A 22,430-nucleotide genomic window follows, 5' to 3' on the forward strand; every position below is an offset into this window, starting at 1 on the left:
CATTACGCGTAGTACAGCGCTGGCAGCGCTTTAAGCCGGTCTTAAAGCGGTCGATGATTACATTTTTGTAAGCTTCTCAAAAAATCGAAACCTCATCATCTTCGGCTTGTCCGTTTTTAGGAGAGCATTCGAAAGCCACTTCTAAGCAGGGCTGCGCGAACACGTTGAGTCGCCGATCCAGCAGCAATCATTAAAGAGGTCTAACTATGCAAATGTCTTACTGGCGCTTTGCAGCGATGGTAGCCACGTCTACGATCATTATGTATGGCGTGATGTACTTAAATACTTACTCGTTCGAGCATGTTTTTTGGAGCGAGACTCGCGCTTGGATGGCATTAGTGATGGGCGCGGTAATGGCAGTAGTCATGCTCGCATTCATGCTCAACATGTATAAGCGTAAGTCAGTAAACCTAGCGATATTGGCAGGAAGTGCAGTAGCTTTTACCATTGCACTATGGCTTGTACGTGGGCAAGCGACGGTAGACGACACGGACTACATGAAGGCCATGATCCCCCACCATTCCATAGCAATCCTAACAAGTGAACGAGCTCAGATTTCAGATCCTCGCGTCCGCAAGTTAGCTGACGAAATCATCGACGCTCAGCGCCGAGAAATCGCAGAAATGAAGTCCCTGATCAATGAACTAGAAAGGGCAAATTGATTCCCAGAAACGGTGTGTCCACAGCCCAGGGCATGACGGTGGCGACATTGATGGTCTCGCTACCGCTCAGGCGAATCTCCTCAGCGATTGCCGCGCCGAGATTTATGACGCCACCTTTGGTCGCTGCGGAGGAGGCATGATAAGCCAGCGGTATCTCGCTCTCGACTGAGCCCACGTTGACAAGCGTGCCGAAGCCTTGAGCTCTGAACTGGCGCATGGCTGCGTGGCTGCCATAGATCATGCCCTTAAGATTGACATCCACGATCCGCGCATGGTCCTCGACGGGAACGTCCTCGAAACGACCCAGCGCTCCGACCGCAGCGTTGTTAATCCAAACGTCGATCCTGCCGAAACGCTCGATGGCGGCTCGTGCCAAGTCCTGCATCTCGTTCGGGTTGCTCACGTCGGTGGTCACCACCAGTGCCGATCCTCCAGCCATGCGTATCTGCGCGGCCAGTTCTTCGAGCACGTCGGTCCGGCGGGCCGCTAGCACCACGTCGCCTTGCAGAGCGGCAAGCTTGAGCGCCACGCCGCGGCCGAAGCCACTGGAGGCACCAGTGATGACAAAGGTTTTGCGAGCAACGCTTGGCTGGTCGCTTGGTTTCAGGCGCGGGGAAACGGCGCAGCCACTGAGTTGCAGAACGGCGAGCAGTACTAGCAGCAAAGCCAATCGCTGCGATGGGAATATTCGCAAAACCATTTTCGTTTTCTCCCAGCAAAATAAGGTCGCATGGCCCGCTTGGTTGTTGTTGGACCGCCTTTTTGCCAGGAGCTTTCATGCTAATTCACTCAATTAGTTTTCAGCGCTCAATCGGGAGACAGTGGCAAGAGAATAGACCGTTACGGTGGCGATCATCGGTGGCTAAGTAAGAGTTGCTAGCGCGTAACTATCGTATTTCGCTTTGGAATGAAATGCTGCTGGACAGGGATTGATTCGCTCTTGGCAGTTGCGGGTATCGTACGCACTTTTTCGATATGTCATGGAGGCGCGAACATTAAGCGCACCATGGCTTTTCTTATTCTTCGAGGGGCTCTGACACTCCCAATTTAGTAGTGCCAGAGCAGTGAGTTACGGATGTTATCCTGCCATACGCTCACATTCCTCAGCGCAGTTCATGCACGCCTTCGCACACTCTTGGCAATGATCCATTTCATGCTTCGCGCATTCCTCTCCGCATGCACGGCAGATCTTGGCGCAAAGGGCGCAGAACTTCTTAGCATATTCACTTTCGCGGCTCATCAGTGTGGCAGCCAACCTGCAAATGTCCGCGCAGTCGCGGTCAAGCTCGATGCAGCGAGCCATCATTTTTACATCATCCTCGCGTAGGCAAGCAGAGGCGCACATTTCGCACACTAGGGCACAGTTCGAACAAGCTTGGATACAGGATGCGAACATTGAGTTTGTCATTTACGTTCTCCAGGGTTCGATAGTTGTATTTCGTCGTTTGGTTACTGGCCGATATGGCTCATCAGCCTGTTAGCAGACACTGAATTACGACACGCTCCTACCGAGCCCGTTTCGAAAAACCTCATTACAATGTTGTAAGGTAAGTCCAACCGCACCGGGGATCTGCGGGCGCAGTTGGTGGCGATGTGGCCGTCAGATTGCCTGTACGGCTTCGCTAGTCTGTTCGAGATGATTGAGTTGAAAATGAGGGAGCTCCCTGTCGCCACGACTGGGAGCATTCGTTGGGGAACGGCCGGAGCGCAAGCCGCTTAACTAGGTAAGTTACTGGCCTTGCGGCCTAACTTTTAGGAAGGAAGCAATTGCAAAGCCCTCCGGTACCGTTGCGTCGACTAGGATGGCCTAGGGCCGATCCTCTGCTTGCTGAACCGCCTTTCTTAGAGCCTCGATCAGAACCGCATAGGCACACATATACCGGATGTTAGTGCTCGTGTTGCTTCCCGTCTGCGTGCACATGGTTTTTTGAAGGGGATTTGCCTTCCGCATCGGCACTGTCACTGCCATTGCTGTGCTCAACCGCCTGGGGCTCCTCGGACGCATGATGGTCATCGCTTTCGTTATTACCATGATGACCGGAGCCTGATTGGCCGGATGCTCCACCTGTGCTGCTGGAGCCATGGTGATCCGAGCCGCCACTGTCGCCCTGATGGTGGTCGCCCGAGGCCATCTCGCCGTGTTGCTCACTATGCCCAGCTGGGGTCTCCCCACCACCATGCTGGTGACCACCGCTAGACGCAACGAGTGCTCGATACGCTCCTTCATCTAACTCAGGAAGCTTCTGCAGAAAAGCCACCATTCCCCAGATGTACGGGTCAGCCATGCTTTTACCCCACGCGGGCATCCCAGTGGCCTTAATGCCATGCTTGATGACCCAAAATGTTTTTGCTGGGTCATCGTATGGCCCCGCTTCAGCCAGGCTGGGTGGAGCGGGATAAAGGCCATTGCTTAGCTCGGTCTCAGCCATGCCTGGCGCCAAATGACAACCCACACACATCGAGTCGTAGTTCCCCGCCCCGGCGCGGATTTGGTCTTCATCGTCGAGAGATGGCACGACTATGTCTTCGGAGCGAACCTCAATCGAGCGATTGCGAGCAGTTTCCAGGAATGCGTGCACGACTCCCGTATGAGGATCATCCGCGGCAACGTTTATTAGTCCCGAGAAAACAACACCGGCCACCACCAACAGGCCTAGTGCGCAGAAGGCAGCGAAGCTAATAATTATTCTTTTCATCTAGGGTCCTTAAAACCAAAGCCTGATGCCAGCAACGAACCGCGCCTCATCTACGTCTTCGCCTTCATCTCTCGCCATATCGGCGGTATTACCGTATGCCCGGCTCCACGTGACGCCGATGTACGGTGCGAACTCACGAACGATTTCGTATCGGAGGCGGAGCCCCACCTCTGTGTTTGCGAGACCAGCGCCTACTCCGCGCGCAGGATCGTCCTTGCCATAGAAATTGAGCTCGGCAGTCGGTTGGAGGATCAGCCGGTTAGTGAGGAGAATGTCGTACTCGCCTTCAAAACGTGCTGCTGTCTGCCCACCTTCACCGACGAAGGCGGTGGCTTCCGCCTCAAAGTTATACAGAGCCATCCCCTGGACGCCTAAAGCCGCCCACGTCTGCGGCGACTCGGGCTTAAAGTCCTGGCGAACACCTGCTACCACATCCCACCAGGGGCTGATGGCACGCCCGTAGAGCGCCTGAATTTCCGCATCTTCAGTAACGCCATTCGTTCGCTCACCTTCCGAGCGAAACCAGAACCGATTGATATCGCCACCAACCCAGGCAGTAGCTTCCCAACTGAGGGTGCTACCTTCATTTGCGTTCTGGTACTCAAGTTGATCTAGCAGAAGGAACCAGGCCAGATACTTGTCATGGACTGTATGACCTTGAAGACCAGGGAAAGCCGCTTCTCTATCCGCATCGGTCAATACTGGAATGAACGAGGGATGAACCATGCCGGGCATTTCGAGCGTATCGTCATGCTTCATTTGGCCATGGTTCATCGTGCTATGGTCCATCGCACCATGACCCATCGCAGAATGGTCCGTTTGCCCACCGGAGCCATGATTCTTAGCTGCGGGCTTCGCTGAAGATGCAGGGGCTTGAGCTGCCTCAGCAGGAGGGGTTTGATGCATCGAATGATCCATCATCTCGGCAGCGTTGGCTGTCCCTCCAGCCGCTGCGCTCAACGAAACTCCGAGCGCAATCAGAGCAAAGCGAGAAGGTCTAGTGGTCATGGTGCGAATCCACCTCAGTATCAGTGGCCTTGGGGTCATGATCCATCTTGCCGTGCTCCATTTCTCCATGGTCCATCGAGCCATGATCCATGTCGTCGTGGTTCATTTTTGAGTTAGAGGTGCCTTGTGTCTGAGATGCCGGCTTGTTGCCTGGATTCTGCGATGAAGCCGATGATTGCTTGTGCTGATCATGCTTTTGCTCTGCAAACGCAGCTGACATATTCATTACGCCCAGCAGACTGAACATTAACGCGCTGCCGATAAGAGTTTTACGCTTCGTAAAATTTCCCATATAAAGTTCCTCTTACTCGTCCACTCGGACTTCACGAAACATGCCCATTTCCATGTGAAGCAGTAGGTGACAGTGATAAGCCCAACGCCCGAGCGCATCGGCTGTCACGCGGTAGCTGCGCTTCGAACCTGGAGGCATGTCGATCGTGTGCTTGCGAACCATGAACTTTCCATTCTCATCTTCAAGATCGCTCCACATACCATGCAGATGAATCGGATGGGTCATCATGGTGTCGTTGACCAAAGTGATGCGTACCCGCTCGCCATATTTGAGCCGCAGGGGCTCCGAATCAGAGAACTCTATACCGTCAAATGACCAGGAGAACTTCTCCATGTGGCCGGTGAGATGGAGTTCGATCGTCCGACTGGGCTCACGGCCGTCCGGATCGGGGAAAGTGCTTCTCAAGTCGCTATAGGTCAGGACTCGGCGGCCGTTGTCTCGTAAGCCAATACCGGGATCGTTCAGCCTATGAGTTGGGCTCATGGTCTGCATGTCCACCAGTGGGTTATTGGACTCTGAGGGCGGGTGCGATTGCATACCTGCGCTCATCCCAGCCATTCCAGAGTGGTCCATCCCGGACATCCCACCCATTTTGCTGTGATCCATGCCGGCCATTGCGCCCATGTCGCCCATCCCTTGCATGTCACCGTGGTTCATGCCGGACATGTTGCTATGGTCCATCGCGCCCATGTCGCCGCCATGGTCCATGCCCGCCATACCGCCCATGCTGCCGTGATCCATCCCCATGTCGTCCATGGTGATTAGTGGTCGAGGATCGGTTTCTGGAACAGGAGCGCTCAGCCCTTCGGCAACCGCTAGCGTGCCACGGGCGTATCCTGTGCGATCCATCGATTGGGCGAAGATCGTGTAAGCCTCCTCGGTCGCAGGCTCGACAATCACATCGTAGGTTTCTGCCACGGCAATGCGGAATTCGTCGACGCTAACTGGGTTGACGTATTGGCCATCGGCTGCGACTACAGTCATCTTCAGCCCTGGAATGCGGACATCGAAATAGCTCATGGCCGAGCCGTTGATGAACCGCAGACGAAGCTTCTCGCCGGGCTTAAAGATGCCGGTCCAGTTCCCGTCGGGTGCTTGGCCGTTCATTAGATAGGTATAGGTGTAGCCGCTTACGTCGGCGAGGTCGGTGGGACTCATTTTCATCTGAGCCCACATTTTCCGATTCGCAATCGTAGCGGCCCAGCCGTCTTCGCTCACATCGTTAATGAAGTCTCCGACAGTGCGCTTGTGGAAGTTGTAATAATCGGACTGCTTCTTGAGCTTAGAAAGGATTCGAGCGGGATCCTCATCGGACCAATCAGTCAACATCACCACATAGTCGCGGTCATAGCTGAACGGTTCGGGATCCTTCGCATCGATGACCAAGGGACCATAGACACCAAGCTGCTCTTGTAGGCCTGAATGACTGTGGTACCAATAGGTACCGTTCTGTTTAACCTGAAACTTGTAGACATACATGCCATCGGGAGCGATGCCGTGGAAGCTCAATCCAGGCACGCCATCCATGTTGGCCGGCAGGATCATGCCGTGCCAGTGAATCGATGTATCTTCGCTCAACTTATTTCTGACTCGCAGCGTGACGGTATCCCCTTCACGCCAACGTAGAAGCGGCCCTGGGATGGTCCCATTGATAGTCATCGCTGTCCGGGCCGCGCCGGTGATATTGACCGGCGTCTCCCCAATCAGCAGATCGAACTCCGTGCCACTTAGTACGCTGGGCTGGCCTGGGCTAGTCACTGCCCAGACCGGAGCTCGCCACAAGCCAAGACCGCCAAGGATGCCTGCGGCAGTCAAGCCTTTAACAAAGGTTCGCCTAGAGGTTTTACGTTGCATGTGTAGGTTCCAATCAAACTAAGGAGCCAAGCCGAAACCAGCCGTAAGGTTGGTGTTGCCAGCGTTAATTGATCTTAGAAACTCGCGCACGGTCTGTCTTATCAAGCGACTCGCCTTTAATCGTAAATATGGCATGCCTAAGAAAGACGCGGGATTACATTTTTGTAAGCTTAAAGCGCTTCAGAAATCGCCCAAAAAATCGCCTGTGAGCATGTCAATCTCCAGGTGGAAGCTGCGCAATGGCTTTTGATTTCCGTGCAAGGATCCGGTTGCAACGATACTCAAGGTGCATGGTCACAGTTGCGTAAGGTTTCGCTTCAGCAATTAGCGTGGGCGTGCTTCGCTGAAGTTGCTTTTGAGGCTACCTCCTGGGCTTGGTCCTTCTGGTCAGCCTGATAACTAGCGATCGCTATTTGGCGAGCCTGCTCCATACGAGCAAAGGTACGATCACCACCACCTTCTGCCATTGCATAGGAAGAGCTTGCTGCGATGGCGAGCAGTACAGAAACGGATCTGAAGAATTTCATTACTTGTTACCTCGTTCGAAGACATGGGAGACCCAGCGCAGCTCCATAAATAGGGGCTTTGGCTTGGTCCTGTGTCTAAGCTAACCGAGCGTTCCTGTCAGAAGCCTGATTTAGACATTACGGTTTCGTCAGTAATGCATAAAAGCAGTGAGCCCAAGCGAAAGCGCAGGTAGCGTGCATGGTGCCTTTTCGTTCAGGCAAATAGGTCTTGTTTCCAGCGGGCAAAAAAAGGGCGCCATCTAGGCGCCGATAGGCCAAAGGAGCATGGAAAAGGCCAAAAAGCAGAGTGTGGGAGCAACTGCTGATGTAGACGTTAACGCTACAAGCTGTCAGACAGATGATGCGAGCATTACGTTTCTGTAAGGTACTGGCTGCACGCCCTGACAATCGGCACACTGCTCCAAATGCCGGAGGGAATACTTTCATGAAGCTTCTTGTTGCTGAAGACGAGCCGAAAACAGGCACCTACCTACAGCAGGGGCTTTCAGAGGCAGGCTTCACAGTCGATAGAGTTGAAAACGGGACCGATGCTGCTCAGCACGCGCTTCATACCACATACGACTTGCTCATCTTAGACGTGATGATGCCTGGCCTGGATGGGTGGCAGGTTTTACAGAAAGTCCGCGCTGCTGGTAATGAGGTTCCCGTGCTCTTTCTCACCGCCCGAGACGGGGTTCAGGATCGAGTAAAGGGATTGGAGTTGGGCGCTGATGATTATCTCATCAAGCCGTTCGCCTTCTCCGAATTGCTAGCCAGGATCCGTACGTTGCTTCGCCGCGGCAATAATGTCCCCAACCAAACAATACTCAAACTCCTCGACCTTGAGGTCGATCTGCTCAGGCGTCGAGTTACGCGATCGGGGAAACGAATAGACCTAACTGCAAAGGAATTCGCACTTCTTGAGCTATTACTTCGGCGTCGCGGGGAAGTGCTCTCAAAGTCCCTTATCGCCTCCCAAGTATGGGACATGAATTTCGACAGCGATACCAATGTGATTGAGGTGGCGGTACGACGGCTGAGAGCAAAAATCGATGATGAGTTCGAACCTAAGCTCATACAAACCGCGCGTGGGATGGGCTATTTGATCGACGCGCCAGACCCCTAGAGCGAAATGCTCGGCATTTCACGCGATGGGCCAAGCTACCGGTACCGATGCGGTTAAGGCGAGCCACCGAGCAAGGAGCGGTGCCGAACCTCAGTTCTCCGAGCTGGATTTCTTCAGCTGTGGCACGAAGAAGATGGGTCTCTGCGGGGGAGCTATCAGAATATCACTGGATTTGATGCTAGTGCCCTTGCGACGCCTGGTCTTGCCATCCTTACCGACCGCCAGCAAATCACCGGTCGCAACAGCGATATCGAGCGCCTGCTTTACGCGAAACTCGTCAGCCATGGTGTAGTTGGTCAATCCGCTCATCAGGCCCAAAAAAGGTTGCCGTTCTACCTCGTAGACCTGGTTGGGCAAGAGCTCTGAAAGTTCTCCTCGGACGCGGTCATCGGTGGCATCGTCGAAGTGATGCTCATCCAACAGCAAATCGTGTTTGCATGATGGCGAGCGTTATGAGGTGCATCTCTGTGAGGCCTGCTTTTTCCGAGCGCTGAGTGGTCTCCGCCGCGAGCGTATGGTCAACACCATGTTCGACGAGAATCCCGATAGGACTGGCGATGAGTTCGGCCTTGTGCAGCGGAGCGAATTCTGGAAAGACAACTGAGCTCGGTTCAGATGGGACTATGGATACGGGTAGGAAGTGGGGCGTTAGCCTCGCAGATGTAATGCAGCAGAGAAGATCACGTGTTTACTAATTCGACTGCCGAGAGACTGACACGCTGAGGTTGAGTACGTGCGATCTCCCTCCACTCGGTACTGGTGCCCAAGCTCGCTACCTTGTGCATCACGAATTGAAAGGATCTCCAGTAACGGCTCCATCAACCAGCGACCCACCTCGTTCATATGCCCGGGACTCACAAGATACGCCTGCTCCAGCCAGGCGTGCTCGGTCTGCGCAGCTATGACCTGTTCCAGCAATGGAACCGACGGAACCATTAGCATGCTTCGAAAGGCCGCGTTTCCATCGTCCTCAACGATCTGCAGGTAGAACCAGGGCCAGGTCATCTCTAGCTCGACATATGACCAGAACTGCACGCCATCTGGCGCTGTTGAGAGCCCAGGAAGCAGTTCCGCATTCCGACTGGTTTTGAACACGCGCCAATCTCCTAATGATAATTGTACTTGATTGATGAACAATATATTTTGTAGTCATATATTGTTCAATCGCGCTTCATCGTTCCATTTTGCGGAGCAGCAAAATGGAAGTCCGGGATTCGTTCGGGAAAGCGTTGAGGCTCGTGCGGCAGCGTAGGGGGCTGGCACAGGAAGATTTCTCGCTCGTTAGCAGTCGTACCTTCGTCAGCATGCTGGAGCGCGGGGCAACGAGCCCGACTCTCGAAAAGCTCGATAGCCTCTGCACGGTGCTCGACACTCACCCTGTCACCCTCTTGGCCCTGACCTACTTGCTTGGATCCGAAGCTCCTGAAAGTTTTGAGCAGCTCCTGGAGAAGGTTGGTGAGGAGTTGAGAGCTCTAGTCGAACCTGACTGATTACTCAGCGAGGCTGTGTGAGGGGCCGGTTCCGTGGCCGCACAGTGAGTGTTGATCTTGCTGTCCCTCTGTCCCCAGTGGCTGGCCTGGAGGTCCTGTTTTTGGCAGGGCTTATAGTTTTTGTGGGCGTCAGAAAATATGTGGATTCTGACTTTTTGGGGCTCATATGTCCGTCGCGCAAGCTATTTTAAATCGAGTCAAGCACATGCCAAAGGGGAGGCCATTTGCCGGCGCGGTGTTCGCGCAGGTCGGTTCCCGTGCGTCGATTAATAAAGCGCTTTCTAGGCTGGTGCAATCAGGCACGCTGGAGCGAGTCGCTCGCGGTGTCTACATGCGCCCCAAAATGAGCAAGTACACCGGCAGGGTGGTGCGCCCGAGTCCGCTGGCTGTCGTGGAGGTCATCACGAAGGCGAACGGCGAGACGATCCAGATACACGGCGCGGAGGCTGTTCGGAGGTTGGGCCTCAGCACACAGATGCAGGTGTTGCCGACCTTTTACACCAGCGGATCTACTCGCGAGATCAAGGTTGGCAATGCGGTGGTTCGCCTCCGCCACGTATCCAAGGACCGCTTGCAGCACGCCGGCACGACGGTAGGTGTGGCGCTTACTGCTCTCTACTACATCGGGAAAGAAGGGCTGTCCGCTAATGTGGTTTCCAAGATTGTTAGTGCGCTGAGCGGCGAAGAGCTGATGAAGCTCCGGGCCTGCAAGATGCCGGAGTGGATGCGGTCGGCATTGCGCTTTGCTGCCAAGGAGATTGAGTAGTGCGCAATAGCACCTACCCGACTCCACCTACTGGCAGCTACCAAAGCCTGAGGCGAGACGTGGCTGGCTTTTCTGACAAGACAATGCGACTTCCTGCGCATTTAGCAAAACGTGGAATTCGTCGAAAATCACCAACCCCACGCCTTCGAGGGCGGGATCGTCCTGCAGTCGGCGCGCCAGGATGCCTTCGGTGACTACTTCTATACGCGTGTTCGGCCCGACCTTGCTGTCCAGACGGATGCGATAACCGACAGTCTCGCCGACCTTCTCCCCAAGCTCATTGGCCAGCCGTTCTGCCGCGGCGCGTGCGGCCAGCCGCCGCGGTTCGAGCATCAGGATGGTTTGCCCGTCCAGCCACGGCTCGTCCAACAACGCCAGCGGAACGCGGGTGGTCTTGCCGGCGCCGGGCGGTGCTTCGAGCACCGCTTCGTCACGGATTCGTAGGGCCTGGCGCAGCGCCGGCAGGGCTTGATCGATCGGCAGGGAAATCATGGGCACTCCGCGTCAAGGGGCGGATTGTAAAAGGTAAAGACGATAAAAGCGCTGGAGGCTGGAAAGCTGGACGACAAGGCAACTCGGTCGCCTTTTCCTTTAGTTCCAACCTCCAGTGCAGGACGTGGCGAACGGTCACCCAGGCAAGACGGTCTGATGTCGAGAAAACATCACGCGGCCCTTGTATAGTTGCGCCCACTTTTCCGGAGGTCCTTATGCGTACTCGTTCCCGTGTCATCGGCGGCGTGCTGGCCGTCTCCCTGTTCACCCAACTGACCGCCTGCGGCACGCTGTTCTATCCCGACCGGCGCGGGCAGATCGACGGCAAGATCGACCCGGCCATCGCCGTAGCCAACGCCGTCGGCCTGCTGTTCTATGTGATTCCCGGCCTGATCGCCTTCGGCATCGACTTCGCCACTGGTGCGATCTATCTACCTGACAACGAATATTCCATGGCCCCGGAAAAGCTTCAGGAAGCCATCGGCGCCGACGGTGTGGTCGACCAGGCCAGACTCAAGGCCATCATCGAAGCGGAAACCGGCCGCAGCCTGCCGCTGAATGACCCGCGCTTGATCCAGCACAACGGCAGCATCGAGCAACTGGCTGCCTTCGGACTGCGTCCCGCGGCCTGATGCAACACACCAGCGACCGGCGCAGGGGCGTCAGCGCCGAACACGCGAGATTGATGCGCCGTGCCACGCGCCTGGCGTTGGTCGTGGCGCTGACACTGGCGGCAAGCAAGGCGCTGGCCTGGTGGATGAGCGGTTCGGTCAGCCTGCTGGCCGGTCTTACCGACTCGCTGCTGGACGGCGCCGCCTCGCTGCTCAACCTTTTGGCGGTGCACTACTCGCTGCGCCCCGCCGATGATGATCATCGCTACGGCCACGGCAAGGCCGAAGCGCTGGCCGGGCTTGGCCAGGGTGCGTTCATTTCGGTGAGCGCGATCCTGGTCTGCGTCCAGGGCGTCGACCGCATGCTGCATCCGCAGCCGCTGGGCGCGCCGACGCTGGGCATCGCGGTGATGCTGCTGTCTCTGGCGCTGACCGTGGCGCTGCTGGCTTACCAGCGTCATGTGGTGCGCGAAACCGGCTCCACGGCGATCCGCGCCGACTCGCTGCACTACCGTTCCGACCTGCTACTCAACAGCAGCATCCTCGTGGCCCTGATCCTCGCCGGGTACGGCTGGGATCGCCTGGATGCGATTTTCGGCATCGCCATCGCGGTGTACATATTCTGGAGCGCACTGAGCATCGTGCGTGAAGCCGGCGCGGTGTTGATGGACACCGAACTGCCGCCGGACGTCAGTGAGGACATGCATCGGCTGGCCTGCGCTGTGCCCGGCGTGGTTGGCTGTCATGATCTTCGCACCCGCGTTTCTGGTACCCGCTGGTTCGTGCAGCTGCACCTGGAATTGCCCGGCCAGTTGCCGCTGATCGAAGCCCACGCGCTGTGCGAGGCGGTCGAGTCGGCTATTCAGGACCGCTACCCGCGTGCCGAGGTGCTGGTCCATGCCGACCCGCAGGAGGTGGTGAGGCCGCGCCCAACGCCAGAACCTGCCGGCCAGCCATAAAAAAAGACCACGTGGCGAGACGTGGTCTTTTTTCAATACTGCTGAATTCGCTGACCGCTTGTGGCGGGGTCTTCGGCAGCGCCTTGTGGGCGGTGCTGGCCCGGACCGATGACCTCGATAAGGTCGGCGGTTGGCGCGGCGGGATAAGGTGCCACGTCAGTTCTGTCGGGGGCTGAAGTTGGATAAAGCTTACGCGCCACGTACCGGCAGATGCTTGCGAAGATTGCTCAAATTGACAAGGATTGCGCAATTCATGCGCAACGGAGCATAGTTCCACGCAATCAAACCACGCGAGCCATTCGAAATGAGCAAACTCGACCGCCATGACCTGCGAATTCTCGCCGAATTGCAGCACGACGCGCGTATCTCCAATCAGGACCTGGCCGAGCGTATCGGCCTGTCGCCTTCGCCCTGCTCGCGACGGGTCAAACAGCTTGAGGACGATGGCTACATCGCGCGTCAGGTCGCCCTGCTGGATCGCAAGAAGCTGGGCCTGACGTTGACCGCTTACGTGTTGATCGGCATGGACCGGCACACGCCGGATCGCTTCGAACATTTCGAAGGAGTGATCGGAAAATGCGCGGAGGTGCTGGAATGCAGCCTGGTCACCGGGATGGACGCCGATTATCAACTCAAGGTCGTGGTGCCCGACATGGAGCACTATCAGGCCTTTCTGCTCGGTACGCTGACGCGCATCGAAGGCGTCTCCAGCGTGCGCTCCAGCTTCGTGCTGCGTCAGGTATCGTCCAGCACCGAACTGCCCCTGCAACACCTGCGCGGCTGAGACCCATTGCCGCGCCCGGGATCGTCGCTGCCGGACTTGGCGTATAATCGCCGCCGCCTTGCTATGCCCCCGCGCGCACCACTTAATAGAAAAAGCGTTTCGCTCGCTGATAAAACGTTCGCCCGCTGTCATAGCTATCTCGACTCAGACTGCGTGAACCACGCGCTCGCTGCGTTTTCACAGGGTCTGGTCTCTAGCCAAGCGGAGTAATCGATGGAGCCCGAAGTTTTCGAAAAGTGGATGATGATCGTCCTGGTCGGCGGCCTGATCGCCTTCATGGCGTTCATCATCTGGGACCTGGCCAAGAAATCCAAAGCCGGCCGACTCGGTACGACCATTCTGTTTCTGGGGCTGGGCCTGTGCCTGTTCGCGTTCGTCGCCAAGCCGATCATCGGCTACGTCATCGAAGTGACGCAGGGCATTCCGCACTGACTCGGTTTTCAGCGCCGACGCTCACAAATGCGCCGACACCTCTCGCCATTCGCCCGGCTGCAGCCCATCCAGCCCCCAGGGTCCGATTCTGACCCGCACCAGCCGCAACGTTGGCAGCCCGACCGCTGCGGTCATGCGCCGCACCTGGCGGTTGCGGCCCTCACGAATCACCAGTTCCAGCCAACTAGTCGGCACGCTTTTGCGAAAGCGCACCGGCGGATTGCGCGGCCACAGCGCCGGTTCGTCGAGCATGCGGGCTTCGGCGGGTAGCGTCATGCCATCGTTGAGTTCGACGCCTTCGCGCAGCCTCGCCAGCTGCCCTTCGCTCGCCTCGCCTTCGACCTGCACCCAATAAGTCTTCGCCAGCTTGTGTTTGGGATCGGCGATGCGCGCCTGCAGTTGCCCATCATTGGTCAACAGCAACAGGCCCTCACTGTCCCGATCCAGGCGGCCGGCGGGATAGACGCCCGCCACTGGCACGAAATCCTTGAGCGTGGCGCGTCCATCGGCATCGTTGAACTGGGTAAGCACGTCGAAGGGTTTGTTCATTAGCAACAGGCGCGGTTCGGCCGGCGGCGCCTTGGCCACGCGGCGTGGCTGAGCCTTGCCGGTCAGGCGCTGCGGGCGCGGGGTGGAAGGGCGTGGCATGACAAGGGGCTCCAGGTCGGGGCGGCCATGCTAGGGCGGCAATCCCGACCTCGCAAGCTATCGGCCTGTAGCTCGCGGCGCGCCATGACGAAAGCCAATCGGTCAGCGGCTCATACCCGCCAGCCGCTGCGATATCGCCTGCATGCCCTGGCCGAGTTCGCGCAGCGTCGCCGCATCACGGGCCCCTTCTTCGCTTGCGGTGTGAATGCGCACCGCAAGCTCGTTGATTTCCTGGGCGACATGACTCTGCTCCTGCGCCGCCACGGCAATCTGCTGCGCCCGCTGGACGATGCCATTGAAGCTGCTCACCGTGTTGCCCAGCGTACCGGCCACACCGTCAGCCTGCCGTACCGCTTCATCGGTGCGTTGGGCGCCGGCCTGCATGGTCGAAACCGCCTGGGCCGAGGCCTGACGCAACTGGGTGATCATCTGCTGGATTTCATCCGCTGAGCTCTGCGCGCGTCCCGCCAGGGTCCGCACTTCGTCGGCCACGACCGCGAAGCCGCGACCTTGCTCGCCGGCACGCGCCGCCTCGATGGCCGCATTGAGCGCCAGCAGATTGGTCTGTTCCGAAATGGATTTGATGACGTCCAACACCCCGCCAACGCGCTCGATATCCTCGCCGAGCTGGGTGATGGCCGAGGCGGCATCGGATATATCGCCAGCCAATCCGGCGATCGCTTCGCTGTTGCGCTGCACCTGACCTTGTCCCTGTTCGGCTTCGGCAAGTGACTGACGGGCGGTGTCGGAGCAGTCGGTCGTGTTCTGCGCGACCTCAGCCGCACTGGCCGACATTTCAGTGATCGCGGTCGCCAGCAAAGTATTGTCCTGTCGCTGGGCTTCGGCACGATCAGCCAGCCCAATGGAAAGCCGGGCCAGTTCGTCGGCCTGCCGCTCCAGGCTTGCCGACTCCTCGCCGATGCGGCGCAGCATGTCGCGCAGCGAACCGGCGTAATGATTGACGGCGCCGCGCAATGCCCCGAGTTCGTCGGCGCGGTGAATCTCCAGCTGGGCATCGTCATGTCCACCGCCGTGCCCCAGTCGCTCGATCTGTCCGGTGGTTTCCTCGAGCTGTGCCAACAGACGCTTGCCTGCCAGCCAGGCGATGCCAAGCAGCAACGCCAGCAGCGGCAACAGAAGCAGCAGGATTTGTTGCGTCAGCTCGTCGGCAAGGCCGGTCACGTTCGCCTCCGGCGTAACCAAGCCAACGCGCCACCCCGTGCCGTCCATGGTTTCCAGCGTCACGTAAGCCGCGCCGTCGACCAGGCCGTCGTGCTCCAGGAACAGCACGGCATCTTCCGCGCCGCGAGCGGCAACGGCGTCGGCGACTGGTTTGAGCCAGGATTGCTCACGCACCAGATCGGCCATGGCCGGCAACCCACCGTTGCCCTTGGCGCCCGGGAAAAACAGCAGATTGCCAGCCTGATCGACCACAAAGGCGTAGCCGCCGGTCACGCCGCCGTTCGCCTCGAGGAAGCGGGCCAAGTCATCGAGCTTGAGATCGAGGGTCGCAACGCCGGCGAACGCGCCGTCACGAGTGTAGGGCACGCTGCAGGTAGTCATCGCCACGCCGCTGACCGCGTCCTGATAGCCGTCCGACCAGACGCAACGTCCCGGCGCCGCCGCGCGAGCCCCGCTGTACCAGGATTCGGCATGGTAGGCGGACGTCTGCGCCGCGTTGTATTCCTCCGAATAATCCAGCCCGCCGCTGGCGTTGCGCGCCCAGAAGAAGCTGCGTCGCTCGATGCCAGGCGTGAATGCATTCGGTTCCGGCCACAGCCCGCCGCCAGCGATAGCGGCGTCGCCCTGGCTATCGATCAGGTTGGGCAAGGTCGACAGCACTAACGCTTCGTCATTGGGCATCCTTTCAGCCAGATGCGCCATGGCGGCGGTGGTGCCTTCGATGCGGCTGAGCTGCAGCGCAAGCTGACGGGCCAATGCGCTGGCCGACTGCTCAGCGGCGGCGGTTCCCGTGGCCACCAGCCTCGGTTTGCCACCCAGGGTCATGACCCCGAAGATAGCCAGAGCGGTAAGCACCAGAAGAACCAGAACGCCCAGCGTCATGCGTGGCGCGATCCGGGCAGGCAGGATGGACATACTACAAACTCCACGAAGGAACTAAATCACCAAGGAATTGGGTTATGTAGCATTACGGCTGCCCGCCCCGCAGATTGAGCGCCAAGCGACCGCAGTCGACGAGCGGCTCGGCAGGCGAGGCATCAACCAATCGCGCAAGAACGAGTCAATGACTGTTGCGGCCATCGCCGCCATCACTCAGAACCGCTTTGAAGGATTTCAACGTGCAGATACGTGACGCCCTGGACGCCGACCTCGACGGCATCCTGCAGATCTACAACGACGCGGTGCAGAACAGCACAGCGATCTGGAACGACCGGACCGTCGACCTCGCCAATCGCCGCGCCTGGCTGGCCGAACGCCATGAACAGCGCTATCCGGTATTGGTTGCCGTCGACGACGAGCAGCGGGTCGCAGGTTACGCATCTTTCGGCCCTTGGCGCCCGCACGATGGTTTCCGCCACACGGTGGAAAATTCGGTCTACGTGGGTCCCGGTCAGCGTGGTAGCGGCATCGGGCGCAGCCTGATGCAGGCGCTGATCCAGCGCGCCCGGCAGTTGGACAAGCATGTGATGGTCGCGGCCATCGAGAGCGAGAACCGGGCCTCGATCCATATGCACCAGCAACTGGGCTTCATCCATGTCGGGCAGATGCGCCAGGTTGGCTGCAAATTCGGCCGCTGGCTGGACCTGACGGTCATGCAGCTGACCCTGCGCCGCACAGCCAACCCGTAATTACACTCATCTTCGAGCTCGATACCCGCCTGCATGGATGAAGCGTCCGATCGCATAGGTGGAAACGCTGAAGGCTTTTCCACCGAAACCGACGGCAGCCGTCAGGTCCGCCATTTCCAGAATCCCCTCACCGCTCACCGCAGCTGGCTGTCTTTACTGCCGCGCCGGTTATAACCGCTGTATGCGGCTTCTCGCTTGTCCTGTTCGGACTGGCACTTCACGCACAACCGTACGCCCGGGACCGCCTGCCGCCGCGCCTCGGGAATCTTGGCGTCGCACTCTTCACAGTGCGTCAGGCTTTCGCCCCGCCCCAATTTGCTGCGGGCGCGCTGAACGGCGTCCTCGATCGTGCTGTCGATCTGGTCCTGCACGGCGCCTTCGTTCGCCCAACCGGTGGCCATCGCAACCTCCTGCCTATTCGAGCAATCACTCTTCGATATTTGAGCTGCTGCGGCGTGAGCGGTTCAGCACGCGACGCACAGTGCTGGGATCAGCCTTCGGCGCCGCCTGTCGTTTGCTTGGCGTCAAAACGACGAGCGGGGCTTGAGCCGCGAAGGCATGCACTACCCTTTCCAGCCGATCGATGGCCAAGCCGAACCACACCGCTCTGCAATGCGCCCTTGTGCACGTACGGCTGGCACAACTATCCACCAGCGAAACGGTGTATGAACAAAAATATCCTGATGGCCCTGGCGCTTGCTCTGGGCGGATGCGCCAGCCAACCGGACGTCGTCGAACACGAGGTCGGGGCGTTCGACCTCAAGCTCGGCACTGCACCGACCCGGAGCATGGCGCAAGGCCTGGTCAACCCGACCGCCGCCGGCACCTTTCGCGGAGGGCTGGACCTGACCCACGCCGGCGGCCTGTACATGGGGCAATGGGCACCGAGCATGGGCATTCTTGACGGCAGTCAGCTGGAGCTCAATAGCTACGTCGGCTATGCCCAGCCGCGCCTTGACGACACGCTCGGCTTCGAGCTGGGCGTGATCCGCTACAGCTTTCCAGAGCTGGAAAACCACGATCGTCACGAGTACTACGCCGGCATCAACCTGGCCGGCAGCCGCCTGGGAGGCGCGCTACGCAGCGCGCCGGGGCGCACCGACGGGACGCTGTTCCTGGAGCTGGGATCGGTTCAGCCATTCGATGTCGGGGTTCGCCTGAAATACGCCAGCCACTCGATGGACAGCCCCATGTATCACCCCGGCGGCAGCGTGCGCGTCTTCAACGACTGGTCGCTGAATCTGTCCCGCCCGCTGCTCGGCATGGATCTGAATCTGTCCTATACCGACTCCAGCCTGAGCGGCGACCAATGCGGCGTGTACTCGGGGCTGAACGCTCACTGCGAGGGCTTTTTCATGTTCAAGGCCGAGCGCCAGCTGTTCTGAGCGAGCCCTGGAGTCTGCGCTAGCGAAAGCGCCTTTGCGCGTGCAGCACCGCCAGCAGGAATACCGCGGCCGCAAAGCCGTACAGCAGCGCCAGACTTCCATTCTGAAACAGCCAAGACCCCAACACCGGGCCGGTGGCCATGCCCATGAAACGGAAGAAGTTGTAGCTGCCAACGGCGGTGGCGCGGTTGCGCGGGTAAAGGTCCATCAGCAGGCTGGTCTGCACCGGCAGCGACAGACCGAGAAACAGCCCGAAGGCGCTCACCGCCACGACAAGCGCCGCGAGCGACCACTGCGCAACGGCGAGGAACAGCAGCAAACTGAGGGCATTCAACCCGGCCGTCACCAGCAACGTCGGGCGTGCCCGCCAGCGTCCCAGTAACCGACCGCCAGCGAAGCTGCCGATTACCACGGCAATCGACAGCGGCAGGAAGACCAAGCCCTTTTCGCTGGCGCTAAGGCCGTAGCTCGTGTCCAGCACACGCGGCATGAACACCAGGTAATTGTAGAAGGCGTAGTACTGCACGAAGCTCAGCAGCATGATCGCCAGCCCCTGATGGTTGCGCAGCACATCCAGATAGTCGGCGGGATGGAAGGCCTTTGACGTGGCCCCGGCCGGGCGCGTTTCCTGAAGCCAGATGGCATTGGTCAGCAATGCGGCGGCGCCGACCACCGCCAGCAGCAGAAACACGAAATGGAAATCCAGGTGCTCGCCGACGAAGCCGCCAACTACCGGACCGACCACCGGCCCCAGCGCCACCATCATCTGAAACGAGCCCATCGCCCGGCCACGCTCCGCCCCTTCGAAACGATCACCAATGACCGTGACCGCCACCACCGCACCGGCGGCGATACCCACCGCCTGCAGCGCGCGAAACACCAGCAGCGTCTCGATATTCGGCGCCAGGAAGCAGCCCAGCGAAGCGCCGACATAGATCGCCAACCCCGCCAGCAGCGTGCGCTTGCGACCTCGACGGTCGACCAGCGGGCCGTAGACGATCTGCATGAACGCCAGCACGAAGGTGAAGATCGAGATGCTGAGATTGATCATCAGCGGCGTAGTCGCCAGCGCCGCTCCCAGCTCCGGCAGAATCGGCGCGTAGACGGTCTGGGTGAACGGCCCGAGGAACGCGGCGAAAGCCACCATGAAGGTCAGCAGGCGTGGGCTCATTGAATTCCCCGAGCGATGGATGAGCGGCGCAGCGGTTATTCCTTGACTTGCATGAAGTCTTCGGCCCAGGCCATGTATTCGTCGGCGGTCGAGTATTTGACCGAGAGCTGCGATGCGTTGAGGTCCGATGCGTCGATCTGACGTTGTTCGCGCAGGCAGTCGTAGGTCGCCTTGATCGCCGCGAAGTAGGCGGCGTGACCGTTGACCACGATGCGCACGCCGAGCGCAGCCAGCCGCTCGTTGTCACGCAGGCGTGGGTTGCCATAGGTCACCAGCATCAACGGCACGCTGAGTTTTTCCGCAACCTGCTCGAGCTGCTCGAAATCCTCAATGCCGACCAGGCAGATGCCATCGGCACCCGCCGCCTCGTAGGCCTGGACCCGGGCGATCACCTCTTCCAGGCCGATCACGCCGGCGTTGGTGCGGGCGATGATGGCGAGCGCGGGGTCGATACGCGCTTCGAGCGCCGCCTGGATCTTGCCGACCGCCTCGAACATGCCGATCAGGTCCGTGGATTTGCGGCCGAATTTGGCTGGCAGCAGGGTGTCCTCGATGGTCAGCGCGGCGATTCCGGCGCGCTCCAGCTCGACCACCGTGCGCATCACATTGAGCGCGTTGCCGTAGCCGTGATCGGCGTCAGCGATGATCGGCAGGCGCGACACGCGGCCAATGCGAGTGGCCTGCTCGACGAACTCGCTCAGGGTGATCAGCGCGAAATCCGGTGCCGCCAACACCTGCAGCGAGGCGACCGAGCCGCCGAGAATGCCGACTTCGAATTCAAGGTCGGCAGCGATGCGCGCCGACATCGGGTCGAACACTGAAGCGGTGTGGTAACAGCGGTTAGACGCCAGCAATTGGCGGAATTCGTTGCGCAAGGTGTGATGTGAAATTCTTTGCATGATTTTTCCTGAATAAAGCACGCAAGGGTCGAGTCGCCCTTGTTGGTCGATGTTGGAAGCTACGCGGAAGGCCCGGCGGCACATCCGCGGCGTAATCAGAGCTGGGGACGCGGTGCGCGCCCCTGCACCCAGGCCATGCATAGGCCGCTGGCAATGATGATAGTCATGCCCAGGATCGCGCCGAGATCCGGCACGTGGCCGAAGGCGAAGAAGCCCACGACACCGGCGAAGATGATCTGCGCATAGGTAAAGGGGGCCAGGGTCGCCGCGCTGGCGAAACGGAACGCATTGGTCAGCAGCAGGTGGCCGCTCATCGCCATGGCGCCGAGCGCGGCCATCAGCAAGGCGTCGTGCAGGGTCGGTGTCTGCCAATTGAAAATCACCAGCACGCTCATCACCAGACTACCGACCACACTGGTGAGGAAATTGCTGGTCACCGGGTGGTCGGTGGCGCTGAGCCGACGCGTAACCAGCTGGTAGAGCGTGAAACTGACCGCTGCGCCGAACGGCAGCAGGATCGCCGGAGTGAACAGCGCCCCGCCCGGCCGCACGATGATCATCACCCCGATCAGCCCGCAACCCACCGCCAGCCACTGGCTGCGGCTGACGTGTTCGCCCAGTAACGCAGAGGCGATGGTCACCAGCAACGGCGTCAGAAAGATCACCGCCGTGGCCTCGGCCAGCGGGATGAAACTCAGGCCGCTGATGAACAGCATGCTCACGCTCACCAGACTCAAGCCACGGCATAGCTGCAATCCGGGCCGCAGCGTATGGAAGACGCGGCGCCCCATGCGCGGCGCGAACAGCGCGGCCATCAGCACCGTCTGCGCCATGTAGCGCGCCCAAATGACCAGGAACACCGGATAAAGCAGCGTCAGGTGCTTGGACAGCCCATCGTGCGTGGCAAGGACCAGGCACGAGACGAGAATGAGCAGGACGCCGAGCAACGGCTGGTGTGAATTGTTCAAAGAAAAGACCAGAGGGATAGCTAGCTAACTAACGATGAATTATGCCCGCAAAACGCGATGACGTCAGTCGCGACTTGGCGTCGGCCGACCGCCTGCCGCTTGCGCCGATGCCATTCGAGACGACAGCGACACGGCCGCGTCATCTGCGACATTGCGCCGCCACGTCCTTCGTCGCCTGGCTCACCCCTGCTCTGCCGATCGCGTATGATCGCCGGCCCGTTGCAGGTCGCACAGCCGGCCCGAGCCCGTTCGAGTACCCCAGATGTTCAAGTTGAGAGCGATGCAGGCGCGCGATATTCCTGCCGTGATGTCGATTCAGGAAGAATCCTATGCCGCCGAAGTTCTTGAAGACGAAGCGGTGATCCGCGCCCGTCTTACGGCGTGCCCGCAATTGGCCTGGGTCGCCGAAGATGCCCTTGGCGTCTGCGCCTACCTCTTCGCCTACCATTCGCGCGTCGGCAAGGTGACCCCGCTGGACGGCGAGTTCCAGTCCCACGCCGAAGCCGATTGCCTCTACCTGCACGACCTCGCCGTGTCCCGCCGCGCCAGCGGTCGCGGCATCGGCCCGGCGCTGGTGCAGAAGAATCTGGAACAGGCCCGAACCCAGCAGCTGCGTTATTCGGCACTGGTTTCGGTACAGGATTCAGAAGCGTTCTGGGCGCGCCTCGGCTACGCCGCGCATGACGAACTGGATCAGCCGCAGGCCAACAATCTGGCCAGCTATCAGATCCCCGCCGTATACATGGTGCGTGCGCTGCATTGAACGAAGCGGCACAGCTGCAAGTTGCAAGTTGCAAGCGCCAGTAAAAGCAGAAGCCCAGAGCTGACCTGGTAATACCGTTTACTTAGGAGAAACGCGCCCTAAGTTGCG

The 22,430-nt window shown here is 59.3% G+C and carries 26 protein-coding genes and 1 pseudogene; 11 read left to right on the forward strand and 16 right to left on the reverse strand.

Annotation, left to right across the window (positions count from 1 at the left end):
• Window positions 1-206: 206 nt before the first annotated feature.
• Window positions 207-662, forward strand: a complete 456-nt coding sequence (locus tag NA645_RS09020; protein WP_003292642.1) for a DUF305 domain-containing protein — start codon at window positions 207-209, stop codon at window positions 660-662.
• On the opposite strand, the gene NA645_RS09025 is transcribed toward NA645_RS09020, so the two are convergent.
• The 7 genes from NA645_RS09025 to NA645_RS09055 all read right to left on the reverse strand — a co-directional run bounded on the left by NA645_RS09025 (window position 637) and on the right by NA645_RS09055 (window position 7,039).
• Entirely contained in the window at window positions 637-1,362 is a 726-nt protein-coding gene (locus NA645_RS09025) for an SDR family NAD(P)-dependent oxidoreductase (protein ID WP_003292641.1), read from the reverse strand. The genes NA645_RS09020 and NA645_RS09025 overlap by 26 nt on opposite strands.
• 378 nt (window positions 1,363-1,740) lie before the next feature.
• Window positions 1,741-2,070 carry a four-helix bundle copper-binding protein gene (locus tag NA645_RS09030; RefSeq protein ID WP_015275568.1) on the reverse strand — a complete coding sequence of 110 codons (330 nt, stop codon included), beginning with the start codon at window positions 2,068-2,070 and terminating at the stop codon, window positions 1,741-1,743.
• A 478-nt stretch (window positions 2,071-2,548) separates the two neighbouring features.
• Window positions 2,549-3,358 carry a c-type cytochrome gene (locus NA645_RS09035; protein WP_003292639.1) on the reverse strand — a complete coding sequence of 270 codons (810 nt, stop codon included), beginning with the start codon at window positions 3,356-3,358 and terminating at the stop codon, window positions 2,549-2,551.
• A gap of 9 nt (window positions 3,359-3,367) precedes the next feature.
• Window positions 3,368-4,366, reverse strand: coding sequence for a copper resistance protein B (locus NA645_RS09040; protein ID WP_015275567.1), 999 nt, complete (start codon window positions 4,364-4,366; stop codon window positions 3,368-3,370).
• A complete protein-coding gene (locus NA645_RS09045; RefSeq protein WP_003292637.1) occupies window positions 4,356-4,658 on the reverse strand; it encodes a hypothetical protein in 303 nt (100 codons plus the stop codon). The genes NA645_RS09040 and NA645_RS09045 overlap by 11 nt, the downstream gene beginning before the upstream one ends.
• Before the next feature lie 12 nt (window positions 4,659-4,670).
• Window positions 4,671-6,512: a copper resistance system multicopper oxidase gene (locus tag NA645_RS09050; protein ID WP_003292636.1), complete on the reverse strand. Its 1,842-nt coding sequence runs from the start codon at window positions 6,510-6,512 to the stop codon at window positions 4,671-4,673.
• Window positions 6,513-6,829: 317 nt separating this feature from the next.
• Window positions 6,830-7,039, reverse strand: a complete 210-nt coding sequence (locus NA645_RS09055; RefSeq protein ID WP_015275566.1) for a co-regulatory protein PtrA N-terminal domain-containing protein — start codon at window positions 7,037-7,039, stop codon at window positions 6,830-6,832.
• Between the two features lie 424 nt (window positions 7,040-7,463).
• Between NA645_RS09055 and NA645_RS09060 the strand changes: the two genes are divergently transcribed.
• Window positions 7,464-8,144: a heavy metal response regulator transcription factor gene (locus NA645_RS09060; RefSeq protein WP_003292635.1), complete on the forward strand. Its 681-nt coding sequence runs from the start codon at window positions 7,464-7,466 to the stop codon at window positions 8,142-8,144.
• A gap of 90 nt (window positions 8,145-8,234) precedes the next feature.
• Here NA645_RS09060 and NA645_RS09065 read toward each other — a convergent pair.
• Window positions 8,235-8,573: pseudogene (locus NA645_RS09065) on the reverse strand (three-Cys-motif partner protein TcmP); the annotation flags it as partial.
• Between the two features lie 219 nt (window positions 8,574-8,792).
• A complete protein-coding gene (locus tag NA645_RS09070; protein ID WP_003292632.1) occupies window positions 8,793-9,239 on the reverse strand; it encodes a hypothetical protein in 447 nt (148 codons plus the stop codon).
• A 104-nt stretch (window positions 9,240-9,343) separates the two neighbouring features.
• Here NA645_RS09070 and NA645_RS09075 point away from each other — a divergent pair, with 104 nt between their 5' ends.
• Together NA645_RS09075 and NA645_RS09080 are read left to right on the forward strand one after the other, a co-directional pair.
• Complete coding sequence (locus NA645_RS09075; protein ID WP_003292631.1) at window positions 9,344-9,634, forward strand: helix-turn-helix domain-containing protein; 291 nt, start codon at window positions 9,344-9,346, stop codon at window positions 9,632-9,634.
• Between the two features lie 166 nt (window positions 9,635-9,800).
• Entirely contained in the window at window positions 9,801-10,400 is a 600-nt protein-coding gene (locus NA645_RS09080) for a DUF6088 family protein (RefSeq protein ID WP_015275564.1), read from the forward strand.
• Window positions 10,401-10,427: 27 nt separating this feature from the next.
• Here NA645_RS09080 and NA645_RS09085 read toward each other — a convergent pair whose 3' ends face one another.
• On the reverse strand, window positions 10,428-10,892 hold the full coding sequence (locus NA645_RS09085) for a DEAD/DEAH box helicase (RefSeq protein ID WP_272892015.1): 465 nt from the start codon (window positions 10,890-10,892) through the stop codon (window positions 10,428-10,430).
• A gap of 215 nt (window positions 10,893-11,107) precedes the next feature.
• Between NA645_RS09085 and NA645_RS09090 the strand changes: the two genes are divergently transcribed.
• From NA645_RS09090 to NA645_RS09105, 4 genes are all read left to right on the forward strand, one after another.
• On the forward strand, window positions 11,108-11,524 hold the full coding sequence (locus NA645_RS09090) for a polyribonucleotide nucleotidyltransferase (RefSeq protein WP_256048498.1): 417 nt from the start codon (window positions 11,108-11,110) through the stop codon (window positions 11,522-11,524).
• Window positions 11,524-12,462 carry a cation diffusion facilitator family transporter gene (locus tag NA645_RS09095; protein WP_256048499.1) on the forward strand — a complete coding sequence of 313 codons (939 nt, stop codon included), beginning with the start codon at window positions 11,524-11,526 and terminating at the stop codon, window positions 12,460-12,462. The genes NA645_RS09090 and NA645_RS09095 overlap by 1 nt, the downstream gene beginning before the upstream one ends.
• Window positions 12,463-12,766: 304 nt before the next feature.
• Window positions 12,767-13,246: an Lrp/AsnC family transcriptional regulator gene (locus tag NA645_RS09100; protein WP_256048500.1), complete on the forward strand. Its 480-nt coding sequence runs from the start codon at window positions 12,767-12,769 to the stop codon at window positions 13,244-13,246.
• 213 nt (window positions 13,247-13,459) lie between these two features.
• Window positions 13,460-13,678 (forward strand): DUF2788 domain-containing protein, encoded by a 219-nt coding sequence (locus NA645_RS09105; RefSeq protein WP_256048501.1) that lies wholly within the window; start codon window positions 13,460-13,462, stop codon window positions 13,676-13,678.
• A gap of 21 nt (window positions 13,679-13,699) precedes the next feature.
• Here the strand turns inward: NA645_RS09105 and NA645_RS09110 are convergent, their stop codons facing one another.
• Window positions 13,700-14,326, reverse strand: coding sequence for a pseudouridine synthase (locus NA645_RS09110; protein ID WP_272892016.1), 627 nt, complete (start codon window positions 14,324-14,326; stop codon window positions 13,700-13,702).
• 102 nt (window positions 14,327-14,428) lie between these two features.
• On the reverse strand, window positions 14,429-16,423 hold the full coding sequence (locus NA645_RS09115) for a methyl-accepting chemotaxis protein (protein ID WP_256048502.1): 1,995 nt from the start codon (window positions 16,421-16,423) through the stop codon (window positions 14,429-14,431).
• Between the two features lie 203 nt (window positions 16,424-16,626).
• Here NA645_RS09115 and NA645_RS09120 point away from each other — a divergent pair, with 203 nt between their 5' ends.
• Window positions 16,627-17,136 carry a GNAT family N-acetyltransferase gene (locus NA645_RS09120; protein WP_131650038.1) on the forward strand — a complete coding sequence of 170 codons (510 nt, stop codon included), beginning with the start codon at window positions 16,627-16,629 and terminating at the stop codon, window positions 17,134-17,136.
• A gap of 134 nt (window positions 17,137-17,270) precedes the next feature.
• Here NA645_RS09120 and NA645_RS09125 read toward each other — a convergent pair whose 3' ends face one another.
• Window positions 17,271-17,537, reverse strand: coding sequence for a DksA/TraR family C4-type zinc finger protein (locus NA645_RS09125; protein WP_131649720.1), 267 nt, complete (start codon window positions 17,535-17,537; stop codon window positions 17,271-17,273).
• Window positions 17,538-17,801: 264 nt separating this feature from the next.
• Between NA645_RS09125 and NA645_RS09130 the strand changes: the two genes are divergently transcribed.
• A complete protein-coding gene (locus tag NA645_RS09130; protein WP_256048503.1) occupies window positions 17,802-18,521 on the forward strand; it encodes a TorF family putative porin in 720 nt (239 codons plus the stop codon).
• 19 nt (window positions 18,522-18,540) lie between these two features.
• Here the strand turns inward: NA645_RS09130 and NA645_RS09135 are convergent, their stop codons facing one another.
• The 3 genes from NA645_RS09135 to NA645_RS09145 form a co-directional block, all read right to left on the reverse strand.
• Complete coding sequence (locus NA645_RS09135; protein ID WP_256048504.1) at window positions 18,541-19,692, reverse strand: MFS transporter; 1,152 nt, start codon at window positions 19,690-19,692, stop codon at window positions 18,541-18,543.
• Between the two features lie 35 nt (window positions 19,693-19,727).
• A complete protein-coding gene (locus NA645_RS09140; RefSeq protein ID WP_131649717.1) occupies window positions 19,728-20,591 on the reverse strand; it encodes an isocitrate lyase/PEP mutase family protein in 864 nt (287 codons plus the stop codon).
• Window positions 20,592-20,686: 95 nt separating this feature from the next.
• Entirely contained in the window at window positions 20,687-21,559 is an 873-nt protein-coding gene (locus NA645_RS09145; protein ID WP_256048505.1) for a DMT family transporter, read from the reverse strand.
• 280 nt (window positions 21,560-21,839) lie between these two features.
• Between NA645_RS09145 and NA645_RS09150 the strand changes: the two genes are divergently transcribed.
• Window positions 21,840-22,322 (forward strand): GNAT family N-acetyltransferase, encoded by a 483-nt coding sequence (locus NA645_RS09150; protein ID WP_256048523.1) that lies wholly within the window; start codon window positions 21,840-21,842, stop codon window positions 22,320-22,322.
• Window positions 22,323-22,430 lie beyond the last annotated feature (108 nt).

Origin of the sequence: Stutzerimonas stutzeri (assembly GCF_024448955.1) — a bacterium.
GTDB lineage: Bacteria > Pseudomonadota > Gammaproteobacteria > Pseudomonadales > Pseudomonadaceae > Stutzerimonas > Stutzerimonas stutzeri_AQ.